Origin of the sequence: Natronosalvus halobius, from assembly GCF_024138145.1 — an archaeon.
Lineage (GTDB): Archaea > Halobacteriota > Halobacteria > Halobacteriales > Natrialbaceae > Natronosalvus > Natronosalvus halobius.
Window position 1 is genome coordinate 583,455 of the sequence record NZ_CP099997.1, and the last position, 13,681, is coordinate 597,135.

At 55.8% G+C, this 13,681-nt stretch carries 11 protein-coding genes, 1 tRNA gene and 2 pseudogenes; 7 read left to right on the top strand and 7 right to left on the bottom strand.

Annotation, left to right across the window (positions count from 1 at the left end; translation table 11 throughout):
- Positions 1 to 117: 117 nt before the first annotated feature.
- From NGM15_RS02825 to NGM15_RS02835, 3 genes and pseudogenes are all read right to left on the bottom strand, one after another.
- A pseudogene (locus NGM15_RS02825) lies at positions 118 to 424 on the bottom strand (IS5/IS1182 family transposase); the annotation flags it as partial.
- Positions 425 to 490: 66 nt separating this feature from the next.
- A complete protein-coding gene (locus tag NGM15_RS02830) occupies positions 491 to 1,504 on the bottom strand; it encodes an Acg family FMN-binding oxidoreductase (protein WP_253435013.1) in 1,014 nt (337 codons plus the stop codon).
- Positions 1,505 to 1,624: 120 nt separating this feature from the next.
- Positions 1,625 to 2,413 carry a hypothetical protein gene (locus NGM15_RS02835; protein WP_253435016.1) on the bottom strand — a complete coding sequence of 263 codons (789 nt, stop codon included), beginning with the start codon at positions 2,411 to 2,413 and terminating at the stop codon, positions 1,625 to 1,627.
- Positions 2,414 to 3,171: 758 nt separating this feature from the next.
- Here NGM15_RS02835 and NGM15_RS02840 point away from each other — a divergent pair.
- The 4 genes from NGM15_RS02840 to NGM15_RS02855 all read left to right on the top strand — a co-directional run bounded on the left by NGM15_RS02840 (position 3,172) and on the right by NGM15_RS02855 (position 7,859).
- Positions 3,172 to 3,411: a hypothetical protein gene (locus NGM15_RS02840; RefSeq protein WP_253435018.1), complete on the top strand. Its 240-nt coding sequence runs from the start codon at positions 3,172 to 3,174 to the stop codon at positions 3,409 to 3,411.
- Between the two features lie 344 nt (positions 3,412 to 3,755).
- Positions 3,756 to 4,859, top strand: a complete 1,104-nt coding sequence (locus tag NGM15_RS02845) for a potassium channel family protein (RefSeq protein WP_253435021.1) — start codon at positions 3,756 to 3,758, stop codon at positions 4,857 to 4,859.
- A 162-nt stretch (positions 4,860 to 5,021) separates the two neighbouring features.
- The gene (locus NGM15_RS02850) at positions 5,022 to 7,112 is read left to right on the top strand and encodes a cation:proton antiporter (protein ID WP_253435023.1); all 2,091 of its coding nucleotides are present in this window, start codon (positions 5,022 to 5,024) and stop codon (positions 7,110 to 7,112) included.
- A gap of 390 nt (positions 7,113 to 7,502) precedes the next feature.
- Positions 7,503 to 7,859, top strand: coding sequence for an SHOCT domain-containing protein (locus NGM15_RS02855; protein WP_253435026.1), 357 nt, complete (start codon positions 7,503 to 7,505; stop codon positions 7,857 to 7,859).
- A gap of 260 nt (positions 7,860 to 8,119) precedes the next feature.
- Here the strand turns inward: NGM15_RS02855 and NGM15_RS02860 are convergent, their stop codons facing one another.
- Together NGM15_RS02860 and NGM15_RS18670 are read right to left on the bottom strand one after the other, a co-directional pair.
- Positions 8,120 to 9,229, bottom strand: coding sequence for an outer membrane protein assembly factor BamB family protein (locus tag NGM15_RS02860; RefSeq protein ID WP_253435029.1), 1,110 nt, complete (start codon positions 9,227 to 9,229; stop codon positions 8,120 to 8,122).
- Positions 9,230 to 9,532: 303 nt separating this feature from the next.
- Positions 9,533 to 9,667, bottom strand: a complete 135-nt coding sequence (locus NGM15_RS18670; protein ID WP_256498939.1) for a hypothetical protein — start codon at positions 9,665 to 9,667, stop codon at positions 9,533 to 9,535.
- 136 nt (positions 9,668 to 9,803) lie between these two features.
- Between NGM15_RS18670 and NGM15_RS02865 the strand changes: the two genes are divergently transcribed.
- From NGM15_RS02865 to NGM15_RS18875, 3 genes and pseudogenes are all read left to right on the top strand, one after another.
- Positions 9,804 to 10,979: a DEAD/DEAH box helicase gene (locus NGM15_RS02865; protein WP_253435032.1), complete on the top strand. Its 1,176-nt coding sequence runs from the start codon at positions 9,804 to 9,806 to the stop codon at positions 10,977 to 10,979.
- Positions 10,980 to 11,054: 75 nt separating this feature from the next.
- Positions 11,055 to 11,597, top strand: coding sequence for an ATP-binding domain-containing protein (locus tag NGM15_RS02870; RefSeq protein ID WP_253435035.1), 543 nt, complete (start codon positions 11,055 to 11,057; stop codon positions 11,595 to 11,597).
- A 310-nt stretch (positions 11,598 to 11,907) separates the two neighbouring features.
- Positions 11,908 to 12,240 (top strand): annotated as a pseudogene (locus NGM15_RS18875) (MFS transporter); the annotation flags it as partial.
- Positions 12,241 to 12,284: 44 nt separating this feature from the next.
- On the opposite strand, the gene NGM15_RS02875 reads toward NGM15_RS18875, so the two are convergent.
- A tRNA-Glu gene (locus NGM15_RS02875) sits at positions 12,285 to 12,359 on the bottom strand.
- A gap of 82 nt (positions 12,360 to 12,441) precedes the next feature.
- Complete coding sequence (locus tag NGM15_RS02880) at positions 12,442 to 13,641, bottom strand: helix-turn-helix transcriptional regulator (RefSeq protein ID WP_253435037.1); 1,200 nt, start codon at positions 13,639 to 13,641, stop codon at positions 12,442 to 12,444.
- Positions 13,642 to 13,681: the final 40 nt, after the last annotated feature.

The following is a 13,681-nucleotide window of genomic DNA, read 5'->3' on the forward strand; positions in this document are numbered from 1 at the left end:
ACGCTCAACAGGATGTCTATCAGCGCTCCACGTTCGCGATTTCCATCTCTTTCGTCTGGGGCAGTTAGTACCGAATATGTGCTCTGGGGCTTGTTTAGGCGCGCGAGATCAGTGGCATTAAAGCTTCACAGCTCGATCGATTTTCTGATGGCGGCCTTTAGGACGCGTTCTCTGAACTGGTTAAACCGCGTTCTCGCCCGCAACGTCTCGCCGAACCGATGGTTCATTGCAAGAAGATCGCTTCAACGACCGATCCACGGTGATAGATGTTTTCGTCGTGGTGATCATTGTTCGCTTTGTCGAGTTCATGGAACTCTCGATGTTTGATTACCGGGCGGATGCCAGCCTCTCCGAGTCCGTGCCGGAGCGCGTCCCAGTCGTAGCTTTTGTCGGGGGTGATCGTGGTTAGCCGTGCCAGATTTCTTCGATTTGGAGGAGCTATCTGAAATTTGCAGGGTTCTGAGCAAATTAAACCCGGGACGGTGACACATCACAGCTGCGTTGAGAGGAACTTCTCAAGCGGCCAACGTGGTGTGTGATCCTGTGATTCATCTGTATACCCTAACCGGAAAAGATGCTGTGAAATACCGTCAGTAATTCCAACCTGAGTACCAAGCCCCTCTCGTTTTTCGGGGATTTCCAAAATCTGACTCATTGGATGGGTGACGAGATCGTCGGCGCTGGCAGCAAGGGCTAGCCGTTCGTAAGCTTGTCCAGCTTTGACTCGCGCCGGTGGGTCGTCGGTTGACGTGACGAGAAGTCCGATGATGGGTGCGCTTCGAACCAGCTCCGAATTTTTCTGACTCTCACGATCACCGAGGTCGAAATGAGTTACAACAGCTTGTGCAATACGAGCCATAAGCCACGACTGGCCCAGCGCGCCGATCCCAACCCAGTAGCCGAGTTCTTTCCGGTACTCCGAATTGTTCATCTGGATCTGATCTGCTTCTGCCTGTAGCTCCCCGATTGATCGCTTTAGACCTGGCTCATCGATCAAATAAAGTGACACGCCGTCTTCGAGAATGCTCTGGTGGAGCGTATCTCGCGTGGGTTGGGGAAGCGATCGATCTTCGAACAGTGAATGGCTCGTGTATCGCTCCGTGATTTGCTTGAACAGCCCTCGTGGTCGGTCGCTCGATTGATTTCCATCCGAGTGAAGGGTCACGACGGCAATGGAATCGGTTTCTCCGGAATCGTGGTACTGGATTCGATAGTCGAATCCAAAATGCTCTGCTGCAATGCAGAGATTTTCGATGGCACAGCCGAGGCTGAGATGTAACTCCCGTTTGTCGTGATCAGCCACCTCTAGCCAGCGTGTCTCGTCGGCAAAGATCTGGATTCGGTCTTCGTCTATCGTAAATTGCCATGGCTGTGAATTGTGGCTGGATGGTGCCAAGATCGCGTATCGAAGCAGGAACCGTGCCTGCTCTTCGATTGGCTCGTCGGCCGGGAATTCGTCCTGATCGAGTTCCCAGACCGTGGTCGTTAGCTCGTCCGAGTTCATGGCACGACGTCGCCAAGGACGGGCTTAACGCTCTGGATCGGTCTGTTGACCGAACTGATCATGAAGTTACTAGGTACGACGCCAGAGCGAAGACTGAAAGCCGCGTGTTACACGCAGCGATCACGCACTACCGTCAGTCCCTGTTGGCCGGTCCGAGTGGATGCTTTCGTCTCGATCGAAGTGTTCAGCACGGGCTTTGATTCCACGCATAAGGCCGCGCTCCATGATGAAATGCGGGAGTTCATACGCTAGATAGCGGAGGACATATCCGAGGACTGTTCGGGTTTTCGGCTTTTGACCCCGGACAATGAAACGTGTCGTCTCCTCGCTCGTCGGATCGAGATGGAACGTCCACGTCCCGCCATCGTATCCCTGGAGAACGAGCGTTCGGCCCGGTTCGATTCGTTTGACAGTCATCGCCGTGACTGGACTCTGTAACCAGTACTCTTCGTGAACCATGCGAATCGAATCACCCTCCTCCAGTTCCTGAAGTTCCGGGACGATTCGATTGACGTTGTGGATATCCGCACCGGCGAGATTTTCAAGCCAGGTGTAACTGTAGAAGCCACCGCGCCCCTGTCCGAGTTGCACGATCCACGGCCATACGTCCTCACTTGCCGTCTCGACTGTGATCGCGCGGGTGGTTTTCTCGCTCGGTTCGGGGACGAGGTCGTCGCCTGGCAGCAGCCGGCTGATCTCCTCGTCGGTGGCGCTCCACGTCCTGTGCCACGGCCGGAGAAGAAAGTGATAACTCGTTACCAACCCCGCCACCAGGAGCAGAATTACCGTGCCGTCGTGCCGACGCGTTGATGTCAAAGAGAAATCCATTGTTTCTTCTCCTCGTCGAGAATGCGTAGCTGACTTGGGTTGTGCACGTTGATATATTCGCCTCGGTATGGTTCCGATCATGGCCCTCACTGTGACTGAGTAGGACTTCCAGCGACTATTGACATCCTCCTCCGCGTAAACGCGGAGGAATCCTGAGCGTTGGAGATTTCAGGTTTGCAGTTCCACCGAACCCCGACACGGTGAGAATCCGTGTGGGGTTCACGGACTGTGGCGGGTGGGACTGCTGGGAGTGCCAAGCCCCCGGTACTCCTATCCTCCACTGCGTTCGACCCTCGTGGTTGTTTTTGCCCGGCGAGGGTTGGGCCAGCGTCGACGGACTCGGAGTTACGTTGCGTCTGCGTACAGCAGTCAACTCCAGTCGTACCCTGTGAGGATACGCCGGTCAGTGACTGGTTCCGATTATTGCTTGGTTGCTTGGGGCGGGCAGGCCGCCATCGTCGGACTAAGCGGGAATCGCTCCGTTCCCAGCCTGATTCCTGTTTCACCAGTATGCGGCCTGCCCACTTGAATGTCCACGTTAAAACCTCGAGTCTGTTGAAGTGTGTGGAGGGATTCCCCAGTGACGGCGCGTATCCACGCCGTGAACGGCGTGGTATTGCGCCTGCTCCGCGTATAACGGACATTGGGTTCGCCAGACAGATCGCTTGATATCGACGATCTCATGATCTGCTACTTGATTCGGATTATCTAGACAATACTGACAACCATTTGATTACCGTGCTGGGTGCACATCTAGGATATGTACGAGACAATCCTTGTTCGTCGGGGTTAGCACTTGCCACTAAGAACGCAGCCGCAGAGTTACGAGAAGAGAAAGCATGACCGAAAAGTGTAAAATCGAACTATTGCCTGATGCAGAAACTTGCTACCGGTATCTTCAGGCCGGGTTTGGTATCATCGTCCTCATCTTCTTGATCGGACTGTTGGTCCTTGCAGTTCCAGCCCTGATCCCGATATATGAAGTAATCGTGATGCCAGCGTTGTTTGTTGGACTTGGCCTGCTTCTATACAGCGTCGGAACACACCTACACATTATCACTCAAATATGCTCGAAATGAGAGAAGATGACGAGAAACGTTCCTGAGAAGAGAATCGAGAAGCACCCAACTTGATGAAAGACCCAGCAGTCTTCGGCCATGGCGAGAATAGGTGAAAGGGGATGAGTATTGATCGCTGGGCAACGAAGACGACGCGATGGTTAACGAAGCTGAGCCTCGGATATCGCATCGCAGTGTACGTCGTCATCGTGGCCGTCATCATGAGTGTCTACACGGCCTTTTACTGGTACGGAATGGCCGTGTACGAGGACCGCAACCTCTCTCTCGCTGGCGCCCTTCAGACAGTCGTCCAGTCGTTGACGACCACAGGATACGGGCAAGACGCACCGTGGGAAACGACGATCATGAACCTGTTCACGATTCTAATGCAGTTCACCGGCATCCTGCTCCTCTTTCTCCTCCTGCCACTATTCGTCGTGCCCTGGTTCAGTCAGTTTCTCCAGCAACGGCGGTTCGATACCGTCGAGCCACTCGAAAATCACGTCGTAATCTCCGGACACACACCGCTCGTCCACACGTTCATCACCGAGATTGAATCACACGCTCATCAACACCCCTACGTAATCATTGAAACGGACCAAGATCGCGCGGTAGAGCTCCGCGATCTCGGACACACCGTGTTACACGGCGATCCGGAATCCGAATCTGACCTCCGGAAAGCCTCGGTCGAGAAGGCACAGGCAGCGGTCGTCGCTGGCGACGATCAGTTGACGCTGAACGCTGCGCTCGCTATCCGCGACGTGGCTCCGATGGTCCCGATAACCGCAACACTTGAGGACGCGACACTCCGGCAGTATCTGCACTCGGCTGGCGTCGAGTACGTCGTACAGCCACGACAGGTCATCGGGCAAGCGCTCGCCACGCACTATGCGATGAGCGAGGGAATGCAGTCCGATCGAATCGTTATCCTCGGTCACGGAACGGTCGGCAGTACCGTTCGGTCGGCGTTGGAAACCTGGGGTGCGGATCCGACCGTCGTAGATATTGACGAGGGCGAACACGTGGACGTCGTCGGCGACGCAACTGTTACGAAGACACTTCAAGAGGCGGGCGTAAAAAACGCAGACGCAGTCATCATTTCGCTTCCTAAAGACCGACAAGCACTGTACGCAACACTACTTGCGCGTGAGTTGAGTTCTACAGTCGATATCTTTGTGCGAGTGACAGAGAGCGAAGCAGTTGGACGAGTCAAACGAGCAGGCGCGGACTACGTACTTGAGTTATCGGAGATCTCTGGACAGATGGTCGCTGCTGCTGTCCTCGACGAGCCCGTTAGCGGTACTGACAGTGATATTCTGTTCACTCGTCTGAGCGACCCGGACGTAGAACTCTCAGCGCTCGACATTGACCGCATCATCGGTGTCAGTCGAAATGAGGAGTTGCATCTCGCACCTGATCATGATTTCGAACTCCAACAAAACGATCTTCTCATCTACGTAAGAGAGTGATACACCCAGCCGCTATCGATTCCGCCAGCTTGGCAAAAAGTCCGCTATTTCGCCGTGGAATTCGGCCCTTGTTGGTTTGTGACGCAAAGATATCGCCGAAAACGATCGGAGAGAGGATAGGTGAAGCGGTGGTATGACGTTTTGATCGGCGGTGAACTCCTAGTGACACTGTTTCCAACCATTCCTGTCGAAGATCCGATAACTATCTTCGCGTTGGCGATGATTATTTTTCTCGTCGCACAACTCCTCTTGGAACGCCATCGATTGCCCGGCATTATCGGAATCATCCTCGTTGGGGCTGCAATCGGTCCGAATGCAGCTGGTATTATCGAGCGAGGGGATGCGATCGTTCTCCTCGGGGAGGTTGGACTGATCTATCTGATGTTCCTCGCCGGTGTCGAGATCGATCTCAATAGGTTTTTTGACAACATCGACCAGAGCATCATCTTCGGCGTTCTCGCATTCCTCATTCCTCAGGGAGTCGGTACCGTTTTCGGGATGTGGGTGTTCGGATTTTCGTTGCCAACGGCGCTATTGTTCGCGGCTATCTTCGCCTCGCATACGCTGCTCGCATATCCTGTTGCCCGTCAATTAGGGATCGTCGGCAATGACGCCGTCACAGCAACCATCGGCGGCACCGTGCTCACGAACGTACTCGCACTGCTCGTTCTCGTCATCGTCGTTGCTTCGGCGGAAGCTCCCCTCGATTGGCTGTTTTGGGTGGAACTCGGGCTTGGCATCGCGCTGCTCTTCACCGGGATCTGGTATATCGTTCCGTGGCTCGGTCGCCGGTTCTTTCGGAGCTTGGCCGAAGAGAGTTATTTCGAGTTCCTGTTCGTCATGGCTGCTCTCTTCGGTTCAGCGGTTTTCGCTGAAGTAGTTGGAGCCGAACCCATTATCGGAGCGCTTGTAGCGGGACTGGCGCTCAACCGGCTCATCCCCGATCGAGGGCCATTGATGAATCGCGTCCAGTTCGTTGGCAACGCGCTGTTCATCCCGTTCTTTCTCCTCTCGATAGGGTTGCTCGTTGATGTGACTGCGATTGTTGGGGGCCGCGAGTCGCTGCTGCTCGCCGGGGCACTGATCGGACTCACACTCGTCACGAAGTTCGTCGCGTCTTGGCTTACCGGCCTGCTGTACGCGTATGACCACGACCAGATCGGAAGCATGTTCGGGCTCTCGGTCGGACAGGCCGAAGCGTTAGCGATCGTGCTCATCGCGTTCGACGCTAGTGTTCCCGGATTCGATACGGATATGATCAACGGCGCGGTGTTGATGATCCTCGTCGTGAGTCTGGTCAGTCCGATCGTGGTGGAGAAATACGGTCGAGCAGTCGTGACGAAAGACCGGCGAGGGAAACGCAAGCCGACCGACGTTCGTCAACGGATCCTCATTCCGTTTACTCCGGTCCCCGAGCACCACGAGAAGCTGATGAGGTATCACGAATCGCTGGTCGATCTGGCATTATTTATCCGGGAGGAACAATCCACCGAACCGTTACACACGCTGGCGGTCGTCCACCCGGGACCGAAAACGGAACGAAAGGTTGCGACCGCCGATGCAGCAATCGCACACACGGAAGAGTATGCTGCCGGCGCAGAGGTGCCGGTAACGTTTCACACGCGGGTCGATCACAACATCGCCTCCGGGATCACTCGCGCAGCCGTTGAAAACCGGATCACGACGATCCTTCTCGACTGGGATGGGATGCGGCTCTATAGACAACCTCTCTTCAGTCAGACTACGCGGCAGGTTCTCGCATGGACTGATCAACTCGTTCTCGTCTCCCGAATCAGGGCACCTCTCAATACCGTCTCCCGAATCGTCTTCGTGCTTCCACCCGAGCTGTCACATGATCCAAACTTCTACGAGGTCGGACAGACGATCGAACGAATCGCAGCGGGTACTGGAGCACCTATCCGAGCACTCGTCGTCGAGGAGTCGGGGGGTCGTTACGAGCAGCTGTTCGGGAAACTCAAATCGAACACGCCTATCGAGAGAGAATCCATCGATGACTGGGAACAATTGATTCGGGTTCTTTCTGAAGACGTGACGGCGGACGATCTCGTGGTGTGTGCGAGCGCTCGCCGAAACACTATCGGTTGGCGACCAGTACTTCAAGAACTGACTGAACGCGTCTCGACGCTCACGCCGGGTGACTTCGTCGTAATCTATCCGCCGGTCGGTAGGGGTACCGACGAGCAGCCGCAATTGTCGATGGAATACAAACGCTCGAATTACCGAAATTTGTGAGAGTGAGATTCCTTCAAAACCGCGGATAAATGGTGAGAGAAATCGCGGCCTCGATAATATCGATTATCGACTCGGTTTCCTACTGATTCTCGGAATGACGGCCGGCATCGAGTCGGGAAACGGGCATTACTGCTGCTGGCGGATGTCGGACTCGCGGATCTCATCGTCAATCTTACCGGCATGATCGAGGCGCCGATCATTACGTTCGTCGTCCTGTGCGCCTTTTCGTGGATGCACAACACTATCGCCGCGAGAGTCACCGTCAGCGAGTGAGCAACAGATTCTCACTATCTTTTAGAGTGATTTTGTAATCATATCTTCTCGCACTACGTTTCCTGCCGCGTGAGATTTGGGGGCTAGCTAACATACTTGGACAGCCTATCTCAGGGTATGGCAACCGACGATTCACTGGTTCGGACGATCCTGATCGTCATCGCCGCATTCCTGATCCTGCCGTTCCTCATGATGGTGGTCATGATGCCGATGATGGGTCTGTGGGGATGGGATCACATGTGGACTGGGAGTACATGGGACGGAACTGGAGCCACGTGGATGTGGCTTCTCATGTCGGTGGTGCCTTTGCTCGTGATTCTCGGGTTCGGGTACCTCCTGTACAGTGTGATTCGCCAGTCCAGTACTCAACAAAGTGATACTGCACTCCTAGAGTTGAGGACGGCCTATGCCCGTGGTGACATTTCGAATGAAGAGTTCGAAGAACGCCGCGAGCGACTCCAAAGCAAGGTGTAGTCTCTGGCAAACAATCAGCGCAGAAGTTTCATTGATTCTTGAGAGTGGATCCAGTTTCTCAGGATCGAAGTCAGTAACTCATGCACGTGTCACCGTCCCGAATTCGATTGGCTCAGAACCCCGTACATTTTGGATGCTCCCGTCAGGTCGAAGAGGCTCGACCCGGCGGATACTGTCTAGTTTAGCAGCTACCTCTCAAGACCAAGCTACATGATTCACTGCTGTTTTCCACAATAGCGACCACAAAAGCTGGTCTGGCATTACGTTCCGAGAGGATACCCGACGAGCGCTGCGTTCTTGGCATCGTTGTCGACTTCCATCGCTGCGAGCGTCGACCCATCAGCTGAAATCGCCGAATAGTACGGCCCAGCCTCATTTTCGCCTTCCCAGATTGGCTCACCATTTTCGAGTACGAACAATTCAAAGTCGAGCGTTGACACAGCCACTCGCGTTCCATCGGCCGAGACGGTCATTGGATCGGCCACTACGTTCGCGTTGCCCATTTCGCTCTCCCAGAGAACTGAGCCGTCACTACTATCGAGTGCAGTAACAGGTGATTCTGCAACAATAGTCGTGCCATCGCCTGAAAGCACAGTCATTGTTGGTGACTCATCGCGTTGCCAGCGGAGTTCCCCGTCAAGATCGAACGCGAGCGTCGACCAGTCATCTGTCCCTGCCACTACGATGCCTTCGTCCTCGTTGATGGCGATATCGAGAACATCCTCGGCCGTTTCGTGACGCCACAAGAGGTCGCCATCAGCTCCGTAGAGCCGGACATTCGGCTGACCAGAGCGTTCAAGCCCGTCGTCAATATGCACGCACGCGACGGCAATATACTGGCCATCATCGGAAACATCTACTGCCCACCCAGCAGCATCCTCTAAGGGCTGTTCCCATGCCAGTTCACCCTCCTGGACGACACCCACGTGAGGAGCGACGTCCATCGGGTTTGAAACAGCGGCAACGGTTGTGAGGTCACCAGATACCCCGATGTCCCACAGACCTGGTTGTTCGTAGGCCCACTCTGCCTCTGTGCTGGGTGTACCAATCAATCCACCAGCATCATCGAGGTTGCCGCCTCCGAACACATCGACGTCCATCGCTGCTGCAACGATGGTATTAGTCTCTTCAGTTACCGCGACATGGGAGACTGGAAAGCCACTCGAGTCACCCGGAAGGACAAATTCGACGGCCTCGTAGTCGTTTGAATCAGTTGCGATGTAGGCTCGCGCTGTACCTGGGTAGACTCCAAACGCGATAATGCTGCCAGATTCGGAAACAGATGCGGTTGCACCACCATCGTCGATTGTCTCACGGAATAGTTCGCCGTTCTGAGCACTTACTGGTGGGATCACTGTCGCCCCGCCCATCACTGCTAACGCGCTCAGGTATTGTCGTCGGCTAATGCTCCCTGCAACGGTTCTGCGGTCGTTACAATCGCCCTCGTGTGTGGCATGCCCCCATATACAGAAGTTACCACAGAGATCGATATAAAGGGCATACAGGGTACTAAACGGTCGAAATCGATGGTATTCGGCATTATTGAAACCCAACCAACATGTGGCAAGAACAGATATACTAATCTAATAACCAGTAGGTGTATGGAGTTTCTTCCCACGACTGCGGACACAGATGCCGCCGGGATTGATGCGGAGTTGGAGGTGTGGGAGCGATTAAAACAGGCGTTTGACGCCAGTGAGCGTGGGGTTGCATACCACCAGTATCCGATCGTCGATAAGGGTGGCGACAACTTCGATCACGAGCCCGACATCGTCCTCTTGCATCCGGAACTGGGGGTTACTCGTCATCGAGGTCAAAGGGTACAAGATCGGCCATATCGACCGGATCGAGGGACACACCTGGTATTTGCGGAACATGAGCTACTCGCGGGCAACACCGCACCAACAGGCACGAAATCAGGCGCTGTTCTTGCGCCGGTTCTTCATGAGCGAACCAGCGTTATCCGATCTTGATGGCTGTCGCGTTCCCGCGAATACGTTCGTCGCTCTCCCAAATATCACTCGAGCGGAGTGGGACGCTCGCGGCTTCGACGGGCCTGTAGCACCACGAACGCTTCTGAGCGATGAGTTGACACCGGTCGCATTGCGTAATGCACTCGAGAACGTCCGGACGTTCGACCCGCTCACGGAAACCGAGTACGAGGCTGCACGCGACGTACTGAGCTGTGGCCAATCGATCAGTGGTGATCGGACCGAACCACCCGCCAATCCGACCACGAAGGGCGAACTGTATGAGCAGGTGACCAACGGTCTGCGTGGTCTTGACCAGCAACAACAGGAAATCGGAATGTTGGTGCCACCTGGACCACAGCAAATTCGTGGGATCGCCGGCTCGGGGAAGACCGTCCTGTTGGCAATGAAAGCCGCCCGAACGCACCAGCGCTATCCCGAGATGGACATCGCGCTCACGTTCCAGACGAAGAGCCTGTACGAGCAATTGACCGCGCTTGTCGAACGCTTCTATCAGCGGTTCACCAACGACGATCCGAACTGGGAGAAACTCTCCATCATCCACGCCTGGGGTGGGAAAGAGTCCGGCGAGGGCATCTACTACAATCTGGCGAGCGCTGCTGGTCGTGACCCACGGACACTGTTCGACGCGACGAACGCGTTCTCTGATCACGACGATATCTTCGACGCCTGTTGTGGCGAGTTACTCGAGGAAGCTGACGTTCCACAGCTCTACGACGCGATCTTTATCGACGAGGCACAGGATTTTGGCTCGAATTTCTTCAATCTCTGTCTCGAAGCCCTCGATGACGAGCAACGCCTTGTCTGGGCATACGACGAGGCACAGAGCCTCTCCAGTCTGACGGCGCCAAGTCCGATTAATATCTTCGGCACCGACGACGACGGCGACCCAGTCCTCGATTTGCGCGGCTCCTACGCTCGTGGTGTCCAGAAGAGCCACGTCATGCGCCAGGCCTACCGCTCTCCTCGATCGGTGCTGATGGCGGCTCACGCACTCGGGATGGGGCTCAAGTCAGTTGCTGGGCCAATCCAGACGATTACGCGAAGCGATGGATGGGATTCTCTCGGGTACGAGGTGACGGGTGACTTCCGAGAGATTGGTGAGGACGCGACGATCCGCCGTCCCTAGGAACACTCGCCGCACCCCTTGCACGACGTCCCGGAAGCCAAGCCCTTCATCCAGGCGGAATCGTTTCCGACCAAAATGGCAGAGTTACAGTGGGTTGCTACGCAGATCAACCAGGATATCGAAACCGGGCTTCGACCGGAGCAGGTATTGGTTATCGCGACCGGCCCTCGATACCGAGACGTGGGTCACGTGCTGCTACGCCAGCAACTCGAACAGTACGGTCACGAGGTGAACTGTGTCTGGCTTGGTGATCCGAAGGTGTTTGCCACAGATGGGGAAGTCACCGTCTCGGTCATCCATCGAGCGAAAGGCAACGAGGCCGCGTCGGTGTATCTCATCGGCCTGGAGACCATCCAGAATCCGGAGTACCGAGAGAGTGCCGTCCACCGACGCAACGAAGCGTTCGTCGGGATCACCCGCTCGCGTACCTGGTGTACGATCACTGGTGTCGAGGAGGAAGGTGTGACGATCCTCGAGGAGGTGAAACGGGTTGCAGCCGCAGTATCACGACCCGATCCGGAGATTACGTTTCCGATTCCCGATCCGAAGAAACTGGATCACGAACTGGAAGACGATCCGCGTATGGAGACGACCAAACTGTTCGATTTTGCTGATTAAGTTGGTTGCGGTGTTTCGACGACTCACTGTAGTTAGTATTGAACGAAAGAGAATGAGAGAACATTTCACCCACTAAGATACCAACTCGTGTAGCGCCAAGTTACCTCGAAACGGGCGTGGACCAAATCACCAACAACGGCGAACAGCAGGAAAGGCGCCGGTCGTGTAGGTCGCTGCACGGAGCAATCAAAAACTACTCTTCCCCACCGTTGGTGGCTCAGTACGCATGGACACGCAGACCCGGGTATGGCTCGTACTGAGCGGGGCGATCGGGCTGGTTTCGTTCAGTTAGGCCAATTATTCTGCGGTCCTCCCGCTTATCAGTGCAGATCTCGGACTGTCCAGAACCGAGGCTGGTGTCGTCTACTCCGCGTATTTCGTTGGCTACGTGCTGGCTATTTTGCCTGCCGGGATCATCGCTGATCGCCACTCAGCGCGCACGTTGATCGGGGCCGCCGCCGTTGGAACCGGAGTGTTCGGTGTCGGGTTCGCCGTGCTGACCGTCGATGTCGTCACTGGAGGCGTGTTCCGGCTAACGAATCCTACGGATCGGATTGCAGGGCAAATAGTTGGAATCGCTATACTGCGTCGGGGTGACTCGACACTTTCAATCGCATTGCCTTCGAGTTCCATGCTTACGTGAGGGTGGCACGGGCTCGAAATCGGGAGACGGCGGCGGGAAAAGAATGCTCCGTCAGGGATTCGAACCCTGGTCATTGCCGTGAGAGGGCAATATGATTGGCCGGACTACACCAACGGAGCGGGTTTGCAATCTATGCTTGCCGAGAAGAGTGTTTAAGGGTTGCGTTTCATCGATACCGTGACCAGCCATCACATACGCGAATCACTCCTCGAACGGTGACCTGGTCGCCTCCGGTTCGAATCCCTCGAGGCTAATGATGTTCTCCCGACCGACGCGGAGTTTGCTGATGGTACCGTCGGATTCCATCTCCGAGAGCAACATGCTCACCTTCGACTTCGACCAGCCGGTTTCGTCGACGATATTGACCTGTTTCATTCGGCCGCCTCGTTCTTGAATGAGTGAGACGACCCGATCCTCGTCGCTGAGGAGTTCGTCGTCCGGTATCGGCTGGGTGGGCGATTGATCGGGTTCTCGAGTCGGCTCAGGGTGTGCATCCGGATCCGACCGGTCCGTCCTCGACAAGAGTCCGTATCGGGAGATACCGGCGGCGAGGAGACCGAGCAAAATCGCGCCGCCAGCGAGCACCAGTGCGATGGTGGATATCGGAAGGGCCGACTCGTTTTCCGTGTCCTCATCTGGTTGGACCGACCCACCTGCCGATTCGCTCTCGAAAACGACCCGCGGCTGCCCGTCCAGGAATTGCTTTCGACCGGTCCAGGTAACCGAATCGCTGGCTTCGAGGGACGACGCACTGAGCTCGCCAATCGGCTGGACGTCGGCGAACCACAAGCCCTCACCCGCTTCGACGACGAGCGATTGGTCGGAGGCAACGACGAAGTTCCCTTCGAAAACGTCGCCAGCGACGACTTCGCCGTCGTTTACCTGAGCGAACCCGTTCCAGGTGAACGACATCTCGACGACACCTCGCGTGTTGAACCCCTGTTCGATCCGTGCTGTTCGGTTGAAGTCGGTTGCTTCCATCTCCCGGTCGGTTTCCTCTCGACCGATGTTGAGGAGGACTTCAGCCTGATTCACGAAGTCCGCGTAGAGTTTCGTCTCTTCGGATTCGAACTCTTCGGCGAACGTCTCGAACTCCGACTGAGCCTCGTCGCCGTCGAGAATGCGTTCGTAGCGGAACGTCCAGATGGCAGACCCATCGTCGTTGACCGTGACGATGAACGTCGTCGTTTCGAAGCCCTGCTCCTGGAACGAGGTGGCAGCGGCACTCGCGTATCGGTCCTCGCCAGCACCGATGGCTGGCTGCCCGGTGTCCACATCCGGTAGCCGTTCCCGTTCGACCGCGGTGGTCGAATCGTCGGCGGCCACCAGCGTTCCGCCACCGACTGCGGCGACGAGGAGAGCGATCACGAGGATCCCTGTTCGAAGAGCCGACCCGTTCATTCGTCTCTCTTGTACGTGCTCTCAGTAAAAGACCTTGTGA